The organism is Candidatus Neomarinimicrobiota bacterium, from assembly GCA_021734025.1.
Lineage (GTDB): Bacteria > Fidelibacterota > JAANXI01 > JAANXI01 > JAANXI01 > JAANXI01.
Genome location: JAIPJS010000004.1, coordinates 243,159 through 268,084 on the forward strand (window position 1 = coordinate 243,159; position 24,926 = coordinate 268,084).

Below are 24,926 nucleotides of genomic sequence, written 5' to 3' on the forward strand. Positions count from 1 at the left end.
CACACTAATTTCGATTCTCCAATATTTCTGCCAAAATAATAGCTAACAAAATTAGACCTCCCCCAATCACCCCGGAAACACCAAGCACTTCCGACAACACTACATAACCCGTTAACGCCGCGAATACCGGCTCAAGTGTCAGAATGAGCGCCGTCCGGGTGGCGGTGGTTATCCGCTGGGCCCAGTTTTGCAGAAAGAATGCCAGTGCAGTAGCAAACACCGCAGTGACGATCAGCGCTCCCACCACGTACCAGGTCAAACCGTGCTCCAGAATGTGAAGCGTGCTGTTTTCAAAGGGCAGGACGATCCCACTTAATACCGTAACGGTTAGGATCTGGATAAAAAAGAATCCCATCAAATTGACCCGCCGGGTGTAGTAATCCAGAGCGATGACGTGGAGGGCAAACCCCACTGCGCAGAGCAGCGTCCAGGCATCCCCCTGGTTGAACGACTGCGCCTGGGGATTTGTTAATAGATAGAGACCGATGACGGCAAGAGTAACTGAAATTGCCGTCCATCTTCCCAGGGATTTCTTTTCAAACACCGCTGCAAAAATGGGAACCATCACCACTGCCAAACCGGTAATGAATCCCGACTTCGAGGCTGTTGTGTACTGGAGCCCGATAGTCTGCGCCATATACCCGATAAACAGAAAAAAGCCTGCCAGCGATCCGGCCTTCCAGGGGAGTCTGCTAAATCCGGACTTATACCAAATAATCGGCAGTAGTATCAATGCCGCCAATCCGAAACGCAGTACCAGGAAGGCGAACGGCTCGATGTCCTCCAGTGCACTCTTCACAACGGTAAAGGTCGTCCCCCAGATGAAGGCGATCAGTACGAGGGAGAGGTCGGCAATCAGCGGCTTTTTAGTGGCAGAAATCAATGGGATTCAATTGTATTTTTTAAAAATTTCGGTGATAAACATACAAAAAACCAGTGAGAGAGGATAGTTGGCAGGGTAGGGAATCCAAACAAAACCTAAAGATGCCATCCCGTCCAAACGGGATGGCATCTTTGTATGTCCGTTTTTCTAGTCTATAACCGTATACCCCAGATCATCGATCTTGGATTTCACCGCAGAGAGCACGTCATCCGAACCATTGAATTCAAACTCCACCGACTCGGCATTCCGGTCGGCTTTGACGTTCTCCACGCTTTCAATCCGCGGCAGCATCTTCCGGATTTTATTCTCGCACCCTTCGCAGTGCATGCCGGTGACTTTTAGAGACTTCTGCATAGTGCAACTCCTTATGTAAGTGTTTAAGTATTCAAGTGTTCGAGTAACACCGTGTTGTCGTGTTATTGTGTTAATGTGTTATAGTGTTATTGTTAAAAACCGTCATGTGTCAGGTATCCTCAGCCCTGGGTCTCATCCGTCTTCCCTGTCGGTAGTTCCCACTTGAGCGGGAATTGTTCGTTGTTTGTAGTTTGTTGTTTTTTGTTTTTATTCAGTGCTTTCGGTGTATTTCCGTGTTTCATTTATTTGGTTTTTCTCTGCGCCATCTGCGTCTCTGCGGTGAATTAGTTTGTCGAGTACTCCGGCTGGATGTTCACCTTCTGCAATCGCCTCGAATTCGTCACCACATTAATAGAACTGAACGCCATGGCTATCTCTGCCAGGACCGGATGCATCATGCCGAGGATGGCCAGCGGCACCATGACCACATTGTAAAAGAATGCCCAGAACAGGTTCTGCTTGATCTTGGTAAACGTGGCGCGGCTCAGTTTCACCGCCTTCACCACCGCGCTCAAGTCGCCTTTGACCAGCACAATGTCGCCGGATTCGATGGCCACATCAGTTCCTGTCCCGATGGCGATGCCGACCTGCGCCTGGGTCAGCGCCGGCGCGTCGTTGATGCCGTCGCCGACCATAGCGACGATTTCGCCCTGCTCCTGGAGACGCTTTACCTCGCCGGATTTGTCGTCCGGCATTACATTCGCGATGACCCGGTCAATACCGACCTCGGCAGCGATGGCTTTGGCTGTCCGCTCGTTGTCGCCAGTCATCATCACCGGTTCCAGTCCGAACGAACGCAGCGCCTCGATAGCCTGTTTGCTGTCCGCCTTCACCTTGTCAGCCACCGCGATAATCCCGGCGACTTCGTTATCGATTGCCACCAGCATGGCCGTCTTCGCCTGTTCCTCCAGAGATGCCATGGCCTGCGACACTTCGTCGGAGACCGTAATGTCCGATTCATTCATCAGCGCTTTGGTGCCGATACGGACGGTTTTGCCATCGATGTCGGCGCGGATACCGCGACCGGTGATGGCTTCGAACTCTTTTGCATTGCTCAGCTGGCCGTTTTGAGATTTGGAATAATTCACAATCGCTTCGCCCAGCGGATGTTCCGACCCGCTCTCGGCGCTGGCGGCGAAGTGAATCATTTCATCTTCAGTCAATCCGTTAAATACCTGCACATCCGTAACGCCCGGCTTGCCTTCGGTGATGGTACCGGTCTTGTCCAACACGATAGTCGTCACATCCTTCATGCTCTGGATGGCGGCTCCCTTGCGGATGAGCACACCGTTTTCCGCGCCCATACCGGAGCCGACCATGAGAGCGGTCGGTGTGGCTAGTCCGAGTGCGCACGGACAGGCGATGACCAGCACGGCGATGGCGGCGTAAAACGCCAGCGCCACGGCGCCCATATTCGGGTTCACCCACGGGATAAATCCGGCGGCCCATTCGGCGACCCCGCCGAAGAAGCCGGGAAAAATCAGCCAGGATGCCAGCGTCAGCAACGCCACGCCGATGACCACCGGTACGAATACGCCGGTAATCCGGTCGGCGAACTCCTGGATCGGCACCTTGGAGCCCTGGGCTTCTTCCACCATTTTGATGACCTGGCTCAGGAAAGTCTCCTTGCCGACCTTGGTGGCGCGGACTTTCAACACGCCGTTCTTGTTGATGGTCGCACCGATGACTTCGTCGTCCGCTGACTTATCCACCGGCATAGATTCTCCGGTTGCCAGCGATTCATCCACGCTGCTGGAACCGTCTACGACCACACCATCGGTGGGAACCTTTTCGCCGGGACGCACGATCATGATGTCACCCTTCTGCAACTCACGGACAGGAATACTGACTTCCTCGCCGTTTCGTTCAACTCGGGCCTCTTTGGCTTCGAGGGTGAGCAGCTTTTTAATCGCCTGGGAGGCGCGCCCCTTGGCCTTGGTCTCCACGTACCGGCCGGTGAGATGGAAGGCCATAATCATCCCGGCGATGCCGGCGAAACTGTGAAACGCCGGAGCGATACCGAACTGGTGCAGGAGCGAGACGAATCCTGTGGCCAGCGAGGCAAGCGTACCCATGGCGATGAGGACATCCATATTCGGCGCCAAATGACTCGCGGACTTCCAGGCGCTTCGGATAGTCTCCCAGCCGGGATAGAAAATCGCTACCGCCGAGAGCAAAATCATGCCGATATCGTAACCAATTTTGCCGAGAAAGGTGTAGCCGAAGAACATCTCCGGGATCATCCAGAGAATAATCGGGATGGTGACACCCCAGGCCCACCACATCTTCTCCCGGGCGTCATCGACTTTGCGCTGATCCTTGTCCATTTCTGATTCAACTTCCGCTGGTTCATCGGACAATTCTTCCTCAATGACTTCGTATCCGACGTTCTCAATGGCCTTTGCGAAATCCCGGAAGGTGGCTGCATTCGGTTCATATTTTACCTGGGCGGTTTCGGTTGCCAGATTTACCGAGGCTTCACGGACGCCCTCAACATTCGAAAGCGCCTTTTCCACGGAACTGACGCAGCTCGCACAGTGCATCCCTTCAACCTGGAGAGTTTTGGTCGCCAGATTGTCACGGACATCGTAGCCGACGTTTTCCACGGCCTTCTTGAAATCGTCGTAACCGACCGAATCTTCATCATATTCCACCGATGCCGATTCCGTCGCCAGGTTGACGCTCGCCACCTTGACGCCCGGCACCTTCTTCAATGATTTCTCCACCGACGCCACGCAACTGGCGCAGTGCATGCCTTCGATTTCCAATGTGGTCTTTTTATTACTCATGTTTTTGCCTTTATTTCTTTTTCTTAATCTTAATCCTAATCTTACTCTTAATCAGTATTAGAGTTTTCGGGTGTTCAGGTGTTCGGGTAACAGCGTGTTACAGTGTTTTTGTGTTATCGTGTTAAAGTTAGAGCCTGTCTTCGGTTGAGAGTATTTTGTCGAGTCTTTTTCGTTTATCATCAGTTATTTCGTTGTTTTTTCAGTGTTTCATATTTTTTGTTTTTCTCTGCGTTCTTTGCGTCTCTGCGGTGAATTAGTTTTCAACCATGTTTGCGAAACTTCGACAACACCGTCATCACCTCATCGATTTTTTCCTGCTTTTTCGCGGCATCATCACTTCGCATGGCGTCCGCGACGCAGGTGTGGAGGTGCTGATCCATCACCAGATCTTCCACGCCTTTGAGGGCTGAGACAACGGAGGCCGTCTGGGTAAGGACATCTATGCAATAACGATCCTCCTCCACCATCTTCTGGAGACCGCGAACCTGTCCCTCGATTCTCTTGAGCCTATCAACAGCCTGTTTCTTCTGTTCATCGTTCATCATAATTATTTTTCACTCCCGTTTCTCCAATTCGCTCGTAATATACCATACCCCCCTATGGTATGTCAAGAGATAAAAGGCAGTGTTATAGTGTTCATGTGTTCTGGTGTTATCGTTTCTATCCAAAATGCGGGAGTAGCAGGAGATAACTAATGTTTAACTGAATTGGAAAGGGCGGAAACTGGTTGGTAGTTCCCGCTTCAGCGGGTTTTTGTGTGTTGGTTTGGTACTCTTTTATTGTAATAAAATTTGCGTATATTCGCGGCTAAATTTTTTTATAGATTTTTCTGCGGTTGTTTTTTTGTCAGTGTTAGTTGCATCAGCGTTTTCAGTGGTTAGTCAGTTTTCTTCTTTGCGTCTTCGCGCCTTTGTGGTAATGCTTTTTAATCATGCTCATCCTCAAAACCTTCCATCCCTTCTTTGATGAGCCACGGTACCATCAGCAACGCAGCCGCCGGATCCGCCCACCAGAGGTTATCAAAGACGGCATTCAGTGAGAGGCCCAGCAGGAGCGCGAATGAAAGATACATACATGCCAGCGTCTCTTTAGCTTCCGAGCGCAGCGCGCCGCTATCGAGATGATCCGCTGCTCTGAATTTGAAAAAAGCCAGGATCGGCATAATAATCAGCGACAAAATCGCGAGGACAATCCCTACCGGACTTTCCGCCGGAGCCTGCTGATTAATCAGGGTGATAATTGCATCGACGGTTACATAGGCAGCCAGGAGGAAGAAAGTTATCCCAACGAACCGATGCACCCGGGTTTCCGCCGCTTCGATTTCTTCGGCTGAACCGCCGCCGGTCTCAACCGAGACCCGCCAGAGCAGTACACCCGCCGCTGCCGATTCGATTATACTGTCAAACCCAAAGCCCACCAGCGCATTACTGCTCGCGGCAAAGCCGGACCAAAGTGCTACGACGGCTTCGGCTACATTGTAAAAAAGTGTCCCGAGTACCAGCCAATATGCGATTTTTGCCCAATCTCTATCAGGGGCTGATGTTACAGTCTGTTGCATAGATCTTTTCCCTGTCTTATGTTTGCCCGGAAACTAAGGAACTCTCGGGATTCCGGCAACGGAAACCCAGCAGGCTGAACGGGTCTGAACCCCGCAATTTTTCGGATGAATCGATCCGCCTGAATTGATGGAGCTACAAATTTCAATTTCTAACTGCTGAAAGTGATTACACAATGAACAATTCCATAGAAGAACTCTTTTGGACGATCGACGAAAAAATCGCAGGCTGGATGGCAAAATACGGACTCCTGTTACTGCGGTATTCCATCGCCATCGTGTTTATCTGGTTTGGTATTCTGAAGCCGCTGGGAATGAGTCCCGCCGCCGATCTGGTGGCTCGAACCGTCGTCTTGTTTTCCCCGGATTGGTTTGTGCCGTTCCTCGGATGGTGGGAGGTATTGATAGGTTTGACTTTACTTTATCGTCCAACTATTCGCGTTTCCATTTTTCTCCTTTTCTTGCAGATGCCGGGTACGATGCTGCCACTGTTTTTCCTGCCGGAGGTTTGCTTTACCCAGATCCCGTTCGGGTTAACATTGGAGGGACAGTATATCATCAAGAATCTAGTGTTGATCAGCGCTGCATTGGTTATCGGGGGGACAGTACGGGAAGATACAGAAATCTGATAATTATTTTTGGTTTACGGAGGAGCCAACAGATTTCTTTCCAGAAGTGAGAATACGGAAGTTCCCGGCATCAACCCATCTTTGGAGTAATGGGTGTTTTTCTTTGAAATAATTCGATATTCCATCACAAATTATCCGTACTTATTCACACATTCGTTGAAATGCTGAATGGGTATTGTTTTTGCATTTCCCAATACCGGTCGGGTAAAAGAAATAACCCCGACTGTAAGCAGGGAGAGAATGAATTTCGTATCGCGGGTACAGATTTTTGTTGCATACCTATCCGAATTTTCACAACCTTTTCACAACATTCCCATGGATACACCAATTTCAATATCTCTGAATAACCCCCAGGTTCTGCATGGAATGTAGATTCTGTCCATACCTGTTGAAAATACAGCCAACCCCCTAATAGCAAGGAGGATCCCCCCAATGTATTCATCAGTTGACGACTTTATGGAGACCGTGATTGCAAAGAATCCCGGCGAAAAGGAGTTTCACCAGGCGGTCAGAGAAGTTGTGGAATCACTCTGGGCATTTTTACAGGAGCATCCCCGGTATATGCACTCCAAAATTCTTGAGCGGATCGTTGAGCCGGAACGCGTGATCATGTTTCGCGTCCCGTGGACCAACGATCGCGGCGAAGTGGAAGTGAATCGTGGGTTCCGCGTCGAATTTAACTCGGCTATCGGCCCATACAAGGGCGGGCTCCGGTTTCATCCGTCGGTCAACCTGAGCATCCTAAAATTTCTCGGCTTCGAACAGGTGTTTAAAAACAGTTTAACCACGCTCCCCATGGGTGGCGGCAAAGGTGGATCCGACTTCGACCCCAAAGGAAAATCGGACAACGAGGTCATGCGCTTCTGTCAGTCATTTATGACCGAACTCCAACGCCACATCGGCCCGGATACGGACGTACCAGCCGGCGATATCGGCGTAGGCGGACGCGAGATCGGCTTCCTGTTCGGTCAATACAAACGCCTTCGCAACGAATTCACCGGGGTTCTCACCGGGAAGGCATTAAACTGGGGTGGCAGCCTGATCCGACCTGAAGCTACAGGCTTCGGTACCGTCTACTTCGCCCAAGAGATGCTAAAAACGCGGGATGAATCCCTGGAGGGTAAAACCGTGGCCGTCTCCGGTTCGGGTAACGTGGCCCAATATGCCACGGAAAAGGTCATCGATTTCGGCGGCAAGGTCGTGACGCTTTCGGATTCAAACGGCAGTATCTATGATCCGGATGGCATTGACGGTGAAAAACTGGAATATGTGATGCATCTGAAAAACGTGGAACGTGGTCGCATCAAAGACTACGCCGAAAAATACGGTGTGGAGTACTGGGAGAACGAGCGTCCATGGAAGACAAAATGCGACGTGGCTCTCCCTTGTGCCACGCAGAACGAAATCAATGGCGCCGATGCCAAAATGTTAATTGATAACGGCTGCATCTGCGTCGCAGAAGGCGCAAACATGCCGTCCGAACCGGCCGCTATCGACACCTACCTCGAACACAAGATCCTCTACGGCCCGGGCAAAGCAGCGAACGCCGGCGGCGTCTCGGTTTCGGGACTGGAGATGAGCCAGAACAGTATGCGCATCTCCTGGACACGAGAGGAAGTAGATTCCAAACTACACCGAATTATGCGGGACATCCATGATCAGTGCGTGAAATACGGCCGGGAAAGCGAAGACTACGTGAACTACTTCCGCGGCTCCAACATCGGCGGCTTCATCAAAGTCGCGGACTCGATGCTGGATCAGGGAGTAGTGTAGTAACTACAGTATTAAAGTGGTCAGGTCTCAGTCTAGTTAGCGCTAGTACGAAAATAGCACCCTTTACGAGATCCTTCGACTCGCTTCGCTCGCTCAGGATGACTGGTTATGTTTCAATTGTAAAATAAAAAAAAGAGTCATCCCGACCGAGTCTTGCAGCTTCCAGACGAGCGGAGGGATCTCGTCATTCGAACTCCGGAGTTCATATTAGGAGAGACCCCACCCCCCGTTAAAACGAGGTTGGTCGGAATGACTGCTTGGGATTCGGTTAATAGGGAAGTGATAGAGGAAACCCGTCGTCGAGTCCCTCCGCGGCGGGGAGCACCGACGGGATCTTCGAGCGCATTTTTGGTGTAATCTGTGTTTATCCGGTGCTTCTGCGTTCATCTGCGTGCTATTTTTTTGCGCAGATCAAATCCCCGACGCTTCATGCTCATCCATCTCCTCCGGTTCCGGAGGCTGGGGTTTGAGGCAGACACCTTCGCCAGAGCTGCTGTCGATCTGGACGGTCACGGGATGCTCCAGTCGCACCCATTTCAGATACTCCGTCTCGTCCTGCACCTCCTGATCCTCCAGCCAGTCCCATTCGATGAAATCGTCGCCGCTCTTCTGATTCACCATGAGATAGCCGATACGCAGCCCGGCGATGTTCTGGAAAAAGTGCCCGCCAAAGGACGGTTCGATGTCGAAGTCTTCCGTGTTGTACTCCACGATGACCTTCGCGTGCGAAATGCCATCCCACTCCACCGGTATTCCGAGCCACGGGTCTGCTGATCCCCAGCGACCAGGGCCCATAAGCAGATAGGGATTTTCCTCTCCGAGTTTCCGATTGAACTCACCGACTTCCTGTCCAATTTCCTTGGAACGTGCAGCATCGAACGTATCCGGCTTCACATACAGAATATTTCGGATTTCCTTGATAAGTCCGTCGCCCAGCGTCTTGTCGCTTTTGCAAAAGACCTTATGCCGGCTGGTTGAGGAATAGTCATCGCTGAAAGAATATTTGTTTATCGACATGGGCCGAATCTGCAGCAGGTAGAATTCAGACGGCTTGTCGGACTCTTCGTGCATATTGACGGCAAACTCAATCTCTGCAGGGCATCCCAGTGATTGCTCGCTCAGTTCCAGCATTTCAGCTAACAGATCTGCCAGCGGAAACGCCTTCCACTTCAGGATGTTCGCAAAGGTCACGACCCGGGTACCCTCGTAATTCAGCGAGTCCCGGAGGATATTATCCTCCGCGCTCATCACGCTGCCGACCCACCGCAGAGAGCCGTCCTCCTCGGCGACGGTCAAATCGTATTGCCCCAGGTTTGCCATTTCGGCGCGCTCCAGGAGATTGTTATTGCCGTCCAGCCGCAGCGCGTAAAAATGTCGCTGGGAATTTTCCAGGACAGCCCGGCTGGAATAGAACTGCGGCAGGATGTCCGGATATTTCGGACAAAACCGGAGCGACTTCTCCATCTCCACCACTGTCTTTCCCAATCCCAGTGCCACATAGGCGATGCCGTCCTCCCGTTCCAGATACGATATCGGATAGTAATTGATGCTCTGCGCTACCCCGCTAAAGCTCGGATAGTACCGGTCGTCCCCGTAATTCTGTCCCACCAGCTCCTGGATTATCACCGCCATCTTCTCCTCCTCCTGGCGGTGGATACTGGACTTCAGAAACGCCTTCGGCGCCTGGAAAAACATGGAAGCGTACACCAGTTTCACGGCCTTGCTGAGCTGATGGAGATTCCTCTCTACGTCGTCGTGGGAATTCGGCAGCAAATAGGTGGAATACATGCCAGCCAACGAATGGTACTGGGAATCTTCGAACAGACTGGACGACCGCACCGATAGCGGGTACCGGTTCCGCTCCAGATAAAACCGCAGCGATTCCACCAGATCCTCCGGGAGACTTCCGGCGTAGAACTCCCGTTTAATCTCCTCATTGCTTTCCCAGTTCATGCCCTTATCCCAGAGATGGTTTTGGCGCATGAATTCATCGAAGGCGTCGGTACCGATGACTGCAATCTTCGGGATGCGAATGTTGATATCCGGAAATTTCTCCTCAATGTCCGAACGGTGGAGCATATTGGTAGCGAATGCCAGTCCGCGGGCCTTCCCGCCAAGCGATCCGCTGCGAATATTGGTGATAGAAGCGGAGGGATCGTAGGAAGATTCTGAAAACTCCACGATCCGTCCCTTCTGCTGGACGTGTCGGGCCTCATCGATGGCATCGATCAGATAGTCCCGCATCTCCTCAAGCGTATCGAAGTCAGAAACCTGCACCGGCCGGAGCAAGCTGGCCAGTTGAAACTCGCCGCGGACAGCAAGCCAGTTGGAGAAATGATTGCTCGCAGCGTGGTACAGCAGGGATTCTTTGGGCAGGGTAATCAAATGCTCCTCAAACTCCAACAGATCCGTGGCACGGCCGATCTCCTCGCCGTCCTGATCCCGGAATATGAAGTCGCCGAACCCAAAATTATTCACCATAAATTCCCGGAGATCCCAGAGAAGTGTCTGGGACTTCTTGTACAGGAAGTGCGCCTGTACATCCTTGGCCTTGACGGCGTTCTTCTCGCTGGTGGATTGCAGCATAATCGGCATATGCGGATCCTGCTCCCGGAGATATCGCACCAGTTTCAGTCCGGCTTCGTCGTCGAACACGCCACCCTTGGGAAACCGGGTGTCGGAAATCACCCCGAGGATATTCTCCCGGTAGCGATCGAAATAGTCTTCAACCTCCTCATAGGTATTGGCCAACAGAATCTTGGGGCGGCCGCGCATCCGCAGGAGCCGGTGGGCGTCGTTCAGGCTCTTGTCCAGCAGGTGCCGGGTGTGATAATAGATTTCTGAGTAGAGCAGCGGCAGGATGACCGAATAGTAGTACGGATCGTCCTCCACCAGGATCATGGCCCGGACGTCCGCCTTCCGGATGTCTCGATCCACGTTGCGCTTGTCCTCGAAGTACTTGATGATCGCCATCAGCACCTTGGCGTTCCCGGTCCAGATAAACGCCTGGTCAACGGCATCCCTGGGCAGCGGATCGGGCAGGTGCTTCAGCTGGGCGGTGTCGTAGGTCATCAGTACCACCGGCACATCCTGATATTCCTCCTTCACCTGCCGCCCGAAGGAGATGGGATCCATGTCCGGCACCCGGAGCATTGTGACTACCAGATTAATCTTGCGTTTGGCAAGCAGCTCCATTGCCTCGGCGGCGGTGGAGGCCCGCCAGACCCGCGGCGCATACCGAAGGTTGATTCCGAGGTACTCGTGCAGGATCTGCTCGGACAGGCGACCGTCCTCTTCGATAATGAATGCGTCGTACGGTGACGCCACAATCAGTATCTCATGGATGCGATGCAGCATGAGATCGTGATAATTGAACGAAGACGCCGAGAGATCTTTGGCAACACGGGGGGTAGTTTTTGCTTCGATGGTATTACTCCGGGTTCAGGGTTTGGTTTGATAACTATCCGGCACCGCCGCCGGTTCCGCCACCTGCGGATCCGGCTGTAGCGCCTGATCCACCGGCCACGGAGGAGACGGACTGCATTCCGGTACCGGCGAGAGTGGCCATGCTGCTCGCTACTGCCGCAGCGTCTGAGCTGGCGCCTGAAAACACGATCCACGGGATGGCGTGTGCTCTTGGGGAGGCCTCTGTCAGCCAGTGACCAAGGTGCTTCTCGGAGACGGCCAGCGCTACGGCATAGACAAACATCTTGTCGATATTTTCAGCGCTGAACCTGTTCCGATCGCCATTTTTTATTCCGGTCTTAAAGGCCTTCCATTTCCGAAATACTTCCTCACCGGATTCGGTTCGTCGGACGATCACAAAGGAGAGAATAATAAACACTGCTGTTGTGAACGCGGCAATAAGACCGAATAGCCCTGTCCAGTAGATAGCAAGCAGACTGAAGGCCAGAAGCAATCCCTGAAGCACGCCGTGTATTATAGCACCCTTTATACTCTCGCTGTCCAGCCAGGCGTGGGATTTTGCGTCCTCCTTCACGACCTTGGCCCAGCCTGTGAACCACTTCCGCATATTGCTCCGCTGATCGGTTAGCTGATCGAAATAGACCACACCATCCTCCATCACACTGGTGACGTACTCAAACAAATCCTGTTCCCAGTCCAGCAAATCCGCAGTTTCCGTCGTCCCGGCTCCTTCCGGTAATTCGATCCGGAACCGGGGCTTTTTCTTCTGGAGGAATTTTTTTTCGCCCTCTTCCTCTTTGAGAACAAAATATCCGCGCCTGGCAAGATCGAACAAAGTGGCCACCAGATGACTCCCGTTTACAGAGCGGTTCTGCATCAGCCATCCAACCGTGGCCGGCGGATGCGATGTAGGCGGAGAATACAGGCGCTCCGGGATGCCTTTGATCCTGTGCCGGACGCCGTATTTCCGGAAAAAGTAGACCCAGATCAGCAGACTCAGCACGGCGATGATGATAGTCAAATACCGTCCCAGCGATGCGTAGTGCGCTTTCCGCTCCAGCTCCGCTTCGAGCTCTTTCTGATACATGGCCTCGTCAGCGCGAACGTCGGTGAGGGTCAACTCCGGCGCGGTAATCTCCGGATTCGCCAGCACAGGCGTGGGAAACAGAAATCGGCTCTTCAGGCTCTGGTTGGACTTCAATCGCTCGACCGTAATCAGGGCACCATCTTCCCTGGGGGTAACCGCCGCTGATTCGTTCAGCGTCCTCAGCCAGACGTGCATCGAATCGGAGCCCACGGCTCGCGGCAGCATGCTCCGAACCGTTGCGGATCGGGTGGTAGTCTTCCACTGATCGCCAATAAAATTCCAGAAGAATTCCGCCCACTCCGGCCCCACTGCCAGCGCGCCATGGATTGTATATTCGACAGTAAACGTTTTGGTCTCGTCCTCCGCCTGGTAGAACCACTTCAGGTTGATCTCCTGCTCGTTGGTCGTCACCTGAAATGTCCGTGGTTCTTCAGAATCTTCATGAGTATACAGTCCCTGACCATCTCTAATTGAAATGTCGGTGAGCTCTGTAAATCCTGACTTCTGAATGGTATAGTTTGCCCAGGTGAATTCCTCCTCGAAGGAGTAGGTGCGGGCCTCGGTGAGCCGGACGGTGCCGTCCGCGTTGATGCGGGCTTCGATCTCCACGTTGTCGATAGTATAGTCTTTTGCAAAAACAGAAGTTGCCGTAATAATAGTGAGGAAACTCAACAGCGCGATTTTGCGCATCATGGTCTGCACTCCTCGGGTAACATGTCAATGAATTCCTGTTCGGTGAGGACGGTGACGCCGATCTCCTGTGCCTTGTCCAGCTTGCTGCCGGCGTTTTCACCGGCAACAACGAAGTCCGTATTGCCACTCACAGACGATGTGGCGCGTCCACCCAAACGTTCCGCTAGTTTTTTGGCATCTGAGCGGGTGAAGTGCTCCATCGCACCGGTAAAGACGATGGTTTTGTCTGCAAAGGTATCGTCACTCGCCTCGGCTTCCGGCGTTTCAATTGCGATATTGGCGTCCAGCAGCTTGCGAATCAGCTCCCGGTTCTGCTCCTCGTCGAAAAAGTTGTAGATGCTCTCCGCCACGATAGGGCCGACCTCGTTCACCGACTCCAGCTCGTCCAGAGATGCAGTTCGCAGGGCGTCCAGTGAGCCGAACTCCCGCTCCAGCACTCTTGCGAGATGCTCGCCCACGTTCCGGATTCCCAGAGCGTAGAGAAACCGAGCCAGGGTCGTCTCCCGGCTGGCGTCGATGGCGTCCAACAGATTCTGCGCAGATTTTTCCGCCATCCGCTCCAGCTCTACCAAATCATCTTTGGCAAGATGATACAGGTCCGCCGGATCCTGAATGAATTCCTCGTCGAACAGCTGCTCCACCAGCTTGACGCCGAGCCCGTCGATGTCCATGGCCGCCTTGGAGGCGAAGTGCTTCAGGTGTCCCTTCACCTGGGCGGGACACGAAATATTCTGGCACCGGTGAATGGCCTCGTCCTCCACCTTCGCCACGTGACCGCCGCAGACCGGGCATTCCTCTGGCAAATGATACGGCTCCGTATTCTCCGGTCGCTTCTCCAGGATCACCTTTACCACCTCGGGTATCACGTCGCCGGCCCGCTGCGCTACCACGGTATCGCCAATGCGGACGTCCTTCCGGTCGATCTCGTCCTGATTATGGAGCGTGGCCCGGCTCACCGTTACTCCGCCGATGTTCACCGGCTTCAGATGCGCCACCGGCGTCACCGCTCCGGTGCGGCCGACGCTGGCCTCAATATCCTCAATGACCGTCACCTCCTGCTGCGCCTTGAACTTACCCGCCACCGCCCAGCGGGGACTCCGGCTCCGTACGCCAAGTTCGTCACGCAAAGCGTAGTCGTTCACCTTGATCACGATGCCGTCGATCTCGTACCCCAGATCATTCCGCCGGGATTCGAGACCTTCGTAAAATTCGATGGCCTCTTCGATGCTCGAACACCGTCTGGCCAGCGGATTTGTGCGGAATCCCCACTTGGGAATCGTCTCCAAAAACTCCCAGTGAGAGCCAAACGATTTACCCTCGATGACACCCCGCTCATAACAGTAGATTTTTAGATTACGGCCAGCGGTCACGTTCGGATCAAGCTGCCGAAGGGAGCCTGCAGCACAATTCCTTGGATTGGCAAACGGTTGCTCGCCGGCTTCCAGGCGCTGCTCGTTCAGGTGCTCGAAGTCCTCCTCTTCCATGTAGACCTCGCCGCGCACCTCAAGCAGTGGCGGGAGGTCCAGCTGGTCGTTTCGGAGCTTCAACGGGATGTACGGGATGGTCCTGAGGTTCTGGGTGATGTCCTCGCCGGTGGTCCCGTCCCCACGGGTGCTGCCCTGGACGAATACGCCGTCCTCATAGACAAGCTCCACAGCCAGTCCATCCAGCTTCGGCTCGCAGACATACTCCACATCTTCCTCGGTCTCCAGTCCCCGCTTCACCCGCTCGTCGAACCCGCGGATCTCCTCAACGTCGAACGCGTTGGCCAGGCTCAGCATCTGCTGGCGGTGGGTGACCGTTTCGAACGCATCCAGCGGCGGGGCCCCGACACGCTGGGTGGGGGAATCCGGCGTCCGGAGCTCCGGGAATTCCTCCTCCAGTTCCTGCAGCTCCCGAAGCATCCGGTCGTACTCCGCATCCGAGATCACCGGATCATCTTTGATATAATAGCGGAAGTTGTGGTAGTGCAGCTCTTCGGTGAGTTCCCGGGCTCGTTCTCTGTCTTGATCTTTATTCATAAATCACTCCCAAAAATGGCACGCAGATTAACGCAGAAACACCTGATAATCACAGATAAAAACCTATTAGCCGCGAAGTAACGCGAAGAAGCACGACTTGGTTACAACTAACTAAGAACTGTTCCTGAAGGTATCCCTCCGGGACAATCAGCCATTTGCTCTACTTTCTCCGCATTCTCGTTCATCTATTTATCTGCGTTAATCCATTTTTTCTGTGTTCATCTGCGTTCTATTGAAAGCAAAATTAGAGGGAGGCCGGGTTGGATACAAGGGGTTTTGATCAACAGAGGTGTTAGGGTGTTCGAGTGTTCCGGTGTTCAGGTTAAAGACGTCATGTGTCGAGTGTCGGATGTCCCCTGTCGATCGTATTCAGTTGCTCGGTTGGACGTTCTCCTTTATATCCCGTCCAGTTTTTCCGGTCTCCCGTCGCCGGTCTCCAACTTTTATACTTCATCGTTTTTCATTCATCATACTACATTATTTATTTTTCATTCTTGAAGGCGTTTGGATGGGGCACTTCGATATTCGATATTGGATATTCTGAAGTTGGAGATTCTTATCTCTTGCGTTTACTCCCAATAACCCGCACCAAATGTCTGGACAATAGAGGCTTCCAAATTTACTTTTTACCCTCGTATGAAACCACATGCAGACGACATCACAAATCTGATTGCTGCCGCGTTTCGATCTGTGGAGCATGACAGGGATTTTCGGGCCAATACGGAGAATGCCGACCTTACAATTATCTTTGAAATTACTGAACCAAAAATCAGCGGTGTGGTTTCAATACTAAACGGTCGCATATTTTGGAACACGACTACGCCGGAGAGTCCGGATTTACATCTTTCCTGGCGTTCCTGGGATGCACTACGAGAGTGGACGGAGAGTTGGGCTCCGCTGTGGTGGTATCGGTTGACTCGCCGGCTTCGGATTGACGGAGAGCAGAATCCTGTCCTGCAGGAATGCCTGTATCTGTTCCGGAATTACCTTCAACTTTTATTAAAGAACAGCTAATGCATAAAATTCGATATTATTGTACCTGCGCTTTTACCGGCATAATACTCATCAGTTGTGCCGGTACTGGTGAATTTACCGGCTCCCGTGCCATCAAATCGCTGGACAAATACGAGTCACCTCTCCTACGGGATATTGCGCAGATGCTCTATCCGGGATTTCGGGAAATGGAAGAAGCTCTGGACCAACAGTTCCCCGATAGGGATGTCCGGTTCCGCAAAGAAGGACTGGAAATCCTGGAGATGTCATCGGGAACGCCAGGAATTGAGCAGGGTTACTATGCCGGGCTTGCGATTACGACTCCGGCAACATTCGCAGTGCCCTACGACTTTCTGGAGGAGGCCCAACGGATTGGTGCCACGTATTTTCCTCCTATACTGAAGCTGATGAGCCTGGACTGGAACACCGTCTTTTCTTCTTCTCTGGATGGGATCGTACTCGACATCGTCTGGGAAAACGATACAACGAACCGGCTGCGGGTCATTTTTGACAATCAAAATATTGAGGCCTATCTCAATGCCAGAATGACCCTGCAGGAGTTGGTGGATAAAAGCTGGGTTGAGGCCTGGCACGGCGAAGAATCGCTGGGACGGATCGAATTGAACAATTTGCGGCCGCAATCCGCGTAATTTCACCCGGGTGCCCTTTTCCGTGGATAGCACGCAGGCAATGCAACATCGTTTATCTCTAACCGAAACAATGGAGCGATAAAATGAATACGTGGTTCCGAACTACAGCGGTTGTTTTATTTCTGATTTGTGCTCTTACCATCGAGGTGAAAGGCCAGCGTCCGTCCTGGATCACCTCGCCGGAAATTCATCCTGACAAGTCTGTTACGTTTCGGTATCGCGCTCCCCAGGCCGATACTGTGAAACTCTCCGCCGAATTTCTGCGGGAATCCCGCCTGATGACTCAAGATACCTCCGGCATTTGGAGCATAACCGTGGATTCTATCGACCCCGATATTAACCCATACTTTTTTATCGTGGACGGCACCAATGTCGCCGATCCGAATAATCCGGACATTTTTCCCAATGAACGGTTCAAGCGCAGCCTCCTGGATCTTCCCGGCAACAAACCGCTGATTCACTCCAAACAGGACGTTCCCCACGGAAAGATAAGTTACGAATATTACACCTCGGAATCGCTGGGACTCACTCGGCCGGTCGTTGTCTACACTCCACCGGGATATGAGGAAAATACAGGGACGAAGTATCCCGTGCTCTATTTAATTCATGGGATGACGGATACCCATGAGACCTGGTACAAGGTTGGACGCATCAATTTTATCCTGGATAACCTGATTGCACAGGACAAGGCCGAGCCGATGATTGTGGTGATGCCGTACGCCAATCCGTTTCCGGCGCTGATGAAAAACGATCCGGACATGGAGATGGATTTGCTGCGCACCGATCCGTTTACCGAAGATCTCGCAAAAGACGTTATCCCGTACACGGAAGAAAACTATCGTACCATCGAAAATGCGGCGCATCGGGCTATCGCCGGTTTCTCGCTGGGCGGTCGACAAATACTGGCTGCAGGACTGGGTTATCCGGAAATGTTTTCATATGTCTGTGCCTTCTCTCCGGCTGTTTGGGAGCGGGAATTCCAAGACAATTTCACTAACCTGTACGCCTCATCCGAGACGCTCAACAGGAAACTCAATTTATTGTGGCTGAGCTGCGGCACCGAGGATATGCTGTACGATTCCGCGCAGGCACTCGCGGCGGCGTTCGATGAGAGAGGTATTGAGTACACCTCTTCCTTTCCCGGCGGCGGACACACCTGGATGAATGTCCGGGACTATATGTCGGAGACGGCACAGCTGTTGTTTCAGGAGTGATAGAATAATTAGAGACACCAGTCATCCCTGACGGGATTCCAATTTTAAGAATGCGACAATTTACCCCGGGCTGAAGCCCGGGGCTATGCATCAATCGTCCCTCCGGGACTTGGATTTATCTGTTCAGCGCCCGGGGGGTTCGGTCTCCGCTAATATCCTTCTTCATTCTTCACTTTTCATTCCGCCTTCTCCATTCGGGGAGGCGGGATAGGGCACTTCGACATTCGATATTGGACATTTTTCGGTTTGTTATTCATTCTTCAATATCCAATTCGCCGCGGTGAACCAACCACAGAAGTGTTTACCTTCTTCATTCTATAGTACTACAGGGCACTTTGATATTATCAAAATTGGGGTAAATTTTTTCAAAAAACAACTCCATCCCTTTATCCCTTCCTCTTCAGAAGAGGAAGGGAAATGCGTTTATCGGCGACCCTGCTGCTTTTCCCCTCTCTTCGAAGAGAGGGGAACTAAAGGGGTGAGTTGTGTCTGTAAATGTGTGAAGCCCGGCCTGTTTCCGAACGTAATTGCCTAATCTGGTCAACCCCATGCGGGGTTGTCTCATTGTAAATTTATCCCGCTTTGCCGGTTTCACCGGCGGCTATTCATGTTGAAGCCCATTGGGCTTCTCCCCACTTTCCCAATTCTCACTCTTCACTCTACATCCTTCATTCGGGGAAAGTAGGATATCTATATCCGCTGCGATCAAATCTGGTGGACCGTCGAATCACATCCTATATTACACGCTGAAGCGATCTCTTATCTAACCGAAGGATTTATTCAATGGCAGACAACGAAGATATCCGGTTACCGGAAAACCTGGAATCACTCTACAGCGACCCGTGGCGAATTTTTCGGATTATGGCAGAATTCGTGGATGGGTTCGACACCCTTTCTCAGCTTGGCAAAGCAGTAGTATTCTGGGGATCGGCCAGAACCCCGAAGGATCACGCAGACTATCTCATGACTGAGCGCATGGCGAAGAAACTCGGGGATCACGGTTTCAGCATTATTACCGGCGGCGGTCCCGGTTCCATGGAGGCGGCTAACAAGGGCGCCAAGGAGGCGGAGAGACCCTCCATCGGCTTAAATATCGAACTCCCGCATGAGCAGGATTCCAACCCGTACGTAGAAATCGGAATAGACTTCCGATACTTTTTCGTTCGCAAGGTCATGTTCGTCAAATACGCCTCCGCTTTTGTTTTGGTTCCAGGCGGATTCGGAACCATGGACGAATTCTCAGAAGTCATCACCTTGATTCAGACCAAAAAAATCGAGCCGATTCCGGTGGTTCTAATGGATTCGGATTACTGGGCCGGCCTCGTCAAATGGATGCAGACCAGACTCGTACGCGAAGGTAAAATCAGCCCCGAAGATATGGACATTTTTCACATCAGTGACGATGAAGACGAAGCGATCAGTTATATCCTGGACTGGTATGAGAATCATAAGTAGTGCTGCGTACAATTTTTTTTCTCGCAATGGGTGAAAACCCGTCATTCCGACCGGAGCGAAGCGGAGTGGAGGAATCTCGAGAAGGAATCTGCGGAGGTAAACCCACGAGATCCTTCGGCTGCGTTCCGACAAATCGGAACTCCGCTCAGGATGACTGGCGTTGTGGTATTATTCAAGTAAATTAACATATTTCACTGTAGTGTACCATGGTCAACTAATGGAAGAGTTCTACGTAGCACGCAGTACACCATACTCATCCACGGTAATAAATTCCTGAATATCCGCATTTTTATTCCCACAATTTGTAAAACACCTTCCCCTTTCGGAAAATGAGATTCCCCACAACGGACTGAAACTCAGGCGAGGCAGGGATTTCATGGAACTTACATTCTTTGGAGGAAAGGCGGTACGGAAGTTGCATTTTTCTCAGGGAATGTAACCGAAAGGGTTTTATGGAAACTCAAACAGCGCCTCCCGCCGCCAAAGATACCTGGTGTCCCCTGCTGGATGTGCCGTGTCCGAATGGACCGGCTTCGGCCGCGGAATGTCACCGCCGCGTCGAGGGGGACTTCAATCCCCTGCACAACTGGCGTGATTTAGCCATTCTTTGTTGCGCGGACGACCGCCGTACTTCTACAGACTGATCCGTCGAAATACTATTCCGTCGCTTCGAAAAATCCCCGTAACACAGCGACGCCCAGAAGATACCTGACAAAAATGTGGGATACCGGCGGTGGAGTTATCGTATACAGAAATCTTCCTAGCCCCTCAGTAATACTGGAGAGTAGAACGGCTTTTCTCACCGAGGAATATGTGCCGTCTGCCGACCAGCCGACAATATCCAGTCCTACTCGTGATGACAATTCAGGATATTTTTCGACCAGATACGGCACGGATTCTTTTCCGTATTGGTACAGCAGCGTCCGGGTCCGATCCAACGTCCGAAAATGGTGATGTTGTAATTCCGTCTTCGCTGTATAGATAAATTGGCTTTGGATCTGTTGCGTTATTCGGAAGGCATATTCCGTATCGTCTCCCCCGTATGCCTTTAGGTTTTCGTCAAACCCGCCCACCTGCTCATAGACTGTTCGTCGCATACTGGTACAGCCGAAGAGTATCTGATGCGCCGGGACCGTTCCACCTTCCCCCGACTGGCCGGCTCCGCGAGATTTTCGGTAGAGGTATCGCGTAAATTTGGTTCTCGGCGTCTCGTCTCCCGGCACGTATTTGTTAATGATGCCGCTGATATCCGGAGCTGATTCATAATACTCGAGATGGGATTGAATGTAGTCCTTTTCGGCGGTCATATCCGAATCGAGAAAAAAAAGTATCTCCCCGGAAGAGGCCTCCAGTCCCGTATTTCTCGCCGCGGCCAGTCCCCGGTTCTCAGAGTGCTGCAGGATCCGCAGTGTCGGTTCACTCGAATTGTAGCCTGTTACCTTTTCGCGAGTGTCGTCGGTGGATCCGTCATCGACAACGATGATTTCACCGGTGATTGAGTCCTGTAATTCCTGATTCAGGATTGACCGTATACAGAGCCTGATTGTATTCGAGGCGTTGTATGCCGGAATAATGACGGAGTAATCCATGGATTTACCGCCCATTTCCCCAGGGAAGTGAATCGATCCAGCCTTCCCGGTGATATATCATGTAAACTGAGCGGATAACGTTTTTCACATCGTGATATTTTTCCACCCACCGCTTGCCGTACCGGGCGCGATCCCGAATTTTTTCCGGATCGTCAAGGAGTTGATTCAGATCTTCGTAGAGCGTTTCGTTCGAAACGTTGACAAACGGATGATCCGGCAGAAACTCTTCGTATTGCTGGATCAGGTTGGTGCAGCAGCATAATCCCATGGACAGGGATTCCACGGAATTCATGCCGTAACCCCAGCCGCCGGTGTTGGAGATCTGGTCGATGTACACATCGGAAGAAGCTTTCAGTTCCAGCGTTTCGTCGTGGGGCCGGTTTTCGATGAGGACAAACTCGGCGTCGTCCCGCTCTGACGCGATCTGCTCGCACACTTGGATAATCCGCGATGAACCTTTAAAGTACCGGTTTCGCGTAGCGTGACACATCCGGATCGGACTGTGGAGATCGTAGTTCGCCTCGTACTCGGTGGTCTCAAACGGAAGAAATACATACTCGATGTTCGGATGCTTCTCCAGGAGGTCAAGTTCGCTGGTGATGTTGACGTCCGCCACTGCATCGATGGCAGGAATAACCCCCCTGAGCCGCAAATCCGTCCCGTGATAGCTGCAGACGATATGCTTCCCGGCGGCACTCAGATCCTGAATAACGCGGGCATCCCGGAAAAACCCGATGCCGCCTTCCAGGTGATAGATGTCGAAATCCCACAAGTCGTATTCCCTGAGAGCACTCCGGATAATCGGTGACCAGATGGCATCCCGGATCGTGAAAAACCACTTTTCCGCAAAATTCTGTGGCTCCCAGTACGGCGGATACCCGTCCGGCTCCTCGTACATGCCGGCCGGTCCATGAGCTTTGTATGCGAACTTTTTAATCCACTGGAGCCACTTGGCGTTGGGCGTCAGTGGCAGGTCAAGATGGATATCCTCCGGGAACTGGCTTTCGTTGGGGAACAAAGTCACGTACCGCGCCTCGTTCCCGAGGTCCCGGTGCGCACGCTGCCAGATTTCCAGCGTGCCTGCGTTGTTTTCTGTTGTGAGATAAAGGATTTTCAAGAATTTGGCCTTCTAATCTGTTCCATTTCCGTTAAAATTAGAAAAAACCGCCGGTAGCCGCAATTGACGGTTATCCGCGCTTCTTTGCGAATATCCGTGTATAAAATTTGTGTAATTCCTCCTGCATTCGGGACCAATTCAGATGGCTCTCCACTGCCCGGATACCGTTTTCGCTCATTTTGTTGCGAAGTTTTGGATTTGCATACAGTTTTTCGATAGCCGCGGCAATGTTGGACGGCGTTGTTTCTTCCAAAATAATACCCGCCCGATTTTCACCGAGAAATTGATGGGCCGAAGGATAATTCCCGGCAATCACCGGAAGGCCCGAGGCAAGGTACTCGAATGTCTTACCCTGGACGCTTTTTCGAAAGGCCGGCGTTGGAAAAAGCGCCATAATTCCAACAGAGGCTCTCGCCAATACTTGAGGCATTTGTGAATGCGGGACCGGGTCGTTAAGCACAACTACTGGCTCAAGATTTTGATCGGATATACGGCAGCGCAACTCACTCTCATATTCTGGCGGGTCATACCTCCCGATAATCCGGAGTTTCCCCGCCTTTTCTCTTTGATAGAATTTGCCAAATCCGGTAATCAATTCCGATATTCCCCGGGCGGGAGCGATTTGTCCCTGATACAGTACGGTAAAATCATCCTGTGCGATTTCGGGATCCGGTCTATTAAAAATATCACGTCGTGGGAAATTATATATTATTGCATGGTCACGCGTAGCCCATCTCATCTGTTGAGCGAGCGGTCTGGCCGTAAAAACCACCCCGTCGACCAGGGGAAGCCCGATATGTTCGAGTGCGCCCAGCAAAAAGGACACAAGCATTCGCTTCGGATAACTTGCCGGCGAAAAATCCCGGATGACTTCGGGGAGCGGTTCATGCATGTCGTAAACGATGGCAGCATTAGTCCGGCGGCGTAACCACGGGGCCAGCATCAACAATTCCGCCTCGTGTAGATGGTAGAGATCAGCCTGTAATTCCACGGCAAGGTTACATATACGAACCAAATTTTTCCTTAGGGATTTGAGCGGAAACGGGACAACCTGAATGTCGGAATAGGATATCTCGGGTTCCGAAACCTCCCGGGCAATCAGGGAAATTGTATCCGCCCAACCGCGTAGACTCCAAAGTTCCTTATAATAAATCCGATCATCATACGGCGAATGGCCGAGTGTCAGGTGGCAAATATGCATCGGCTTACGCGCTCACCCGTTTGAAACGGCCAGCCAGTTGTTTCAGTTCGCTCATCCGAACGAATCCAAAGACGAAATGCAGTACGACGTATGCGAGAATCATCAAAATTCTGACTGATAATGACAGGTCTGTGAGGTAATAAATTCCGACGAGAACGACAGTAATCCCAAAGGTGGTCGCCACTTTTCTCCACTGATACGGAATGGGATAGAGTGTCCGGTTCGCCCGGTAGAGCAGCACCGCCATCACGGCATAGCCCAAAAATGTAGCCAGAGCAGCCCCTGTAATTCCCAGCGATGGGATCAGCAGGAAATTTCCGGCGATATTTGCGATAGCGCCAACACCGGTATAAATGGCCAGTTTTCCGGATTTGTTTTTCAGGTATATTCCAGGAAGGAAGTTAATGTAGGCACCGTACATAATGTAGGCGGCGAAAATAATCGGAACGATGATGGTGGCACTGAGGAAATCCGGACCTAGCAGCGTCCCCATACCGGGAAGCGGAATTCTCACCAAATATTCCAGGAGAAAGGTTAATCCTATAAATAATCCGCAGAGAATAAACATGAAATAGGTAAATACGCGGGAGAAAATCTCCGGCCCGTTCTCCTGCTGGCCGGCCTTCATAAAAAACGGCTGCCACGCAAAGTAAAACGCGCTGACCACCAGCATCATGAAGATACCGAGTTTGTAGCCCGCGCTGTAAAGGCCAACGGTGGCTACATCGGTCAGTTCTTTCAGGATCGGCCGGTCGATGAGCTCCATGATCATGCTCCCAATTCCCGCAGGAATTAGAGGCAGACCGAATTTGAAGAGAGCGAGCCATCTTTCCTTTGAAAATCTCGGCGTTAGCTCCCGGAAAAGTACCGGTGTCAGGGTTACAAACATCGCCGAGCTGGCAATAATATTGGCGATGAAAACGCCAACCACGCCCATTTGCAGATATCCGACCAGGTAAATGTTCAATCCAAGGGTTACCGTTACATTCACAAAACTCACAAAGACATAATAGACCGGTTGCTCCCGAATGCGCAGCAGGGTCTGGGGGAGCACATTCAGCGTATCCAACAGGATAATTCCAGCCAGTAACACTATAATCAGGGAGAGTTCGGTCGTCTCAAACAGGGCGGAGGCAATGGGATTGGCCGCAAGCAGAATCAGCAAACTCAGAATTAGTGAGGTTCCGGAAACCGACCAGAATCCTGTGGAAAAAATAAGTCGTTTGTTCTCCGGCTCTTCCGCGAGCTCGTAATTCCGGATCAACGCGGAGTCCGTGCCGTATCGATACACGATCTTGGCGAATCCGGCGAAGAAGAAGCCCAGCGCAATAATGCCATATTCTTCTTTGGTAAGGGTGTTCGTGTAAAACGGTAACAAAAGAAATGTGATAACCCGGGTGGCGATATACCCCACCCCGTAAATTACGGAATCCGTAAATAACTTTTTTAACTGGTCAAACACCCGACCACCATAACTCGTTGGAAAACCCCATAACG

19 protein-coding genes are annotated in these 24,926 nt (G+C 51.9%); 7 read left to right on the top strand and 12 right to left on the bottom strand.

Annotation, left to right across the window (positions count from 1 at the left end):
- Positions 1–4: 4 nt before the first annotated feature.
- The 5 genes from K9N57_06835 to K9N57_06855 form a co-directional block, all read right to left on the bottom strand.
- Entirely contained in the window at positions 5–883 is an 879-nt protein-coding gene (locus tag K9N57_06835) for a DMT family transporter (GenBank protein MCF7803886.1), read from the bottom strand.
- A 147-nt stretch (positions 884–1,030) separates the two neighbouring features.
- Complete coding sequence (locus K9N57_06840; protein ID MCF7803887.1) at positions 1,031–1,237, bottom strand: heavy-metal-associated domain-containing protein; 207 nt, start codon at positions 1,235–1,237, stop codon at positions 1,031–1,033.
- A 284-nt stretch (positions 1,238–1,521) separates the two neighbouring features.
- On the bottom strand, positions 1,522–4,026 hold the full coding sequence (locus tag K9N57_06845; protein ID MCF7803888.1) for a heavy metal translocating P-type ATPase: 2,505 nt from the start codon (positions 4,024–4,026) through the stop codon (positions 1,522–1,524).
- 260 nt (positions 4,027–4,286) lie between these two features.
- Positions 4,287–4,568 carry a metal-sensitive transcriptional regulator gene (locus K9N57_06850; protein ID MCF7803889.1) on the bottom strand — a complete coding sequence of 94 codons (282 nt, stop codon included), beginning with the start codon at positions 4,566–4,568 and terminating at the stop codon, positions 4,287–4,289.
- A 383-nt stretch (positions 4,569–4,951) separates the two neighbouring features.
- Positions 4,952–5,584 carry a cation transporter gene (locus K9N57_06855; GenBank protein MCF7803890.1) on the bottom strand — a complete coding sequence of 211 codons (633 nt, stop codon included), beginning with the start codon at positions 5,582–5,584 and terminating at the stop codon, positions 4,952–4,954.
- A gap of 173 nt (positions 5,585–5,757) precedes the next feature.
- On the opposite strand from K9N57_06855, the gene K9N57_06860 reads away from it, so the two are divergent.
- Together K9N57_06860 and gdhA are read left to right on the top strand one after the other, a co-directional pair.
- Positions 5,758–6,210 (top strand): hypothetical protein, encoded by a 453-nt coding sequence (locus K9N57_06860; protein ID MCF7803891.1) that lies wholly within the window; start codon positions 5,758–5,760, stop codon positions 6,208–6,210.
- 432 nt (positions 6,211–6,642) lie between these two features.
- The gene (gene gdhA, locus K9N57_06865) at positions 6,643–7,983 is read left to right on the top strand and encodes an NADP-specific glutamate dehydrogenase (GenBank protein MCF7803892.1); all 1,341 of its coding nucleotides are present in this window, start codon (positions 6,643–6,645) and stop codon (positions 7,981–7,983) included.
- A 411-nt stretch (positions 7,984–8,394) separates the two neighbouring features.
- Here the strand turns inward: gdhA and K9N57_06870 are convergent, their stop codons facing one another.
- The 3 genes from K9N57_06870 to ligA all read right to left on the bottom strand — a co-directional run bounded on the left by K9N57_06870 (position 8,395) and on the right by ligA (position 15,210).
- Positions 8,395–11,340 (bottom strand): hypothetical protein, encoded by a 2,946-nt coding sequence (locus K9N57_06870; protein ID MCF7803893.1) that lies wholly within the window; start codon positions 11,338–11,340, stop codon positions 8,395–8,397.
- A 103-nt stretch (positions 11,341–11,443) separates the two neighbouring features.
- The gene (locus tag K9N57_06875) at positions 11,444–13,189 is read right to left on the bottom strand and encodes a DUF2207 domain-containing protein (GenBank protein MCF7803894.1); all 1,746 of its coding nucleotides are present in this window, start codon (positions 13,187–13,189) and stop codon (positions 11,444–11,446) included.
- Positions 13,186–15,210 carry an NAD-dependent DNA ligase LigA gene (gene ligA, locus K9N57_06880; protein MCF7803895.1) on the bottom strand — a complete coding sequence of 675 codons (2,025 nt, stop codon included), beginning with the start codon at positions 15,208–15,210 and terminating at the stop codon, positions 13,186–13,188. Before ligA ends, K9N57_06875 begins: the two co-directional genes overlap by 4 nt.
- Before the next feature lie 636 nt (positions 15,211–15,846).
- On the opposite strand from ligA, the gene K9N57_06885 reads away from it, so the two are divergent.
- The 5 genes from K9N57_06885 (at position 15,847) to K9N57_06905 (ending at position 20,166) form a co-directional block, all read left to right on the top strand.
- On the top strand, positions 15,847–16,224 hold the full coding sequence (locus K9N57_06885; protein MCF7803896.1) for a hypothetical protein: 378 nt from the start codon (positions 15,847–15,849) through the stop codon (positions 16,222–16,224).
- Positions 16,224–16,853 carry a hypothetical protein gene (locus K9N57_06890; protein MCF7803897.1) on the top strand — a complete coding sequence of 210 codons (630 nt, stop codon included), beginning with the start codon at positions 16,224–16,226 and terminating at the stop codon, positions 16,851–16,853. Before K9N57_06885 ends, K9N57_06890 begins: the two co-directional genes overlap by 1 nt.
- A gap of 83 nt (positions 16,854–16,936) precedes the next feature.
- Complete coding sequence (locus K9N57_06895) at positions 16,937–18,067, top strand: esterase (GenBank protein ID MCF7803898.1); 1,131 nt, start codon at positions 16,937–16,939, stop codon at positions 18,065–18,067.
- Between the two features lie 783 nt (positions 18,068–18,850).
- The gene (locus K9N57_06900) at positions 18,851–19,522 is read left to right on the top strand and encodes a TIGR00730 family Rossman fold protein (GenBank protein MCF7803899.1); all 672 of its coding nucleotides are present in this window, start codon (positions 18,851–18,853) and stop codon (positions 19,520–19,522) included.
- 452 nt (positions 19,523–19,974) lie between these two features.
- Entirely contained in the window at positions 19,975–20,166 is a 192-nt protein-coding gene (locus K9N57_06905) for a hypothetical protein (GenBank protein MCF7803900.1), read from the top strand.
- Between the two features lie 12 nt (positions 20,167–20,178).
- Here K9N57_06905 and K9N57_06910 read toward each other — a convergent pair whose 3' ends face one another.
- The 4 genes from K9N57_06910 to K9N57_06925 form a co-directional block, all read right to left on the bottom strand.
- The gene (locus K9N57_06910; protein ID MCF7803901.1) at positions 20,179–21,111 is read right to left on the bottom strand and encodes a glycosyltransferase; all 933 of its coding nucleotides are present in this window, start codon (positions 21,109–21,111) and stop codon (positions 20,179–20,181) included.
- 4 nt (positions 21,112–21,115) lie between these two features.
- Positions 21,116–22,228 (bottom strand): glycosyltransferase, encoded by a 1,113-nt coding sequence (locus tag K9N57_06915; GenBank protein ID MCF7803902.1) that lies wholly within the window; start codon positions 22,226–22,228, stop codon positions 21,116–21,118.
- Positions 22,229–22,298: 70 nt separating this feature from the next.
- On the bottom strand, positions 22,299–23,429 hold the full coding sequence (locus K9N57_06920) for a glycosyltransferase (GenBank protein MCF7803903.1): 1,131 nt from the start codon (positions 23,427–23,429) through the stop codon (positions 22,299–22,301).
- Positions 23,430–23,433: 4 nt separating this feature from the next.
- Entirely contained in the window at positions 23,434–24,891 is a 1,458-nt protein-coding gene (locus K9N57_06925) for an oligosaccharide flippase family protein (GenBank protein MCF7803904.1), read from the bottom strand.
- Between the last annotated feature and the right edge of the window lie 35 nt (positions 24,892–24,926).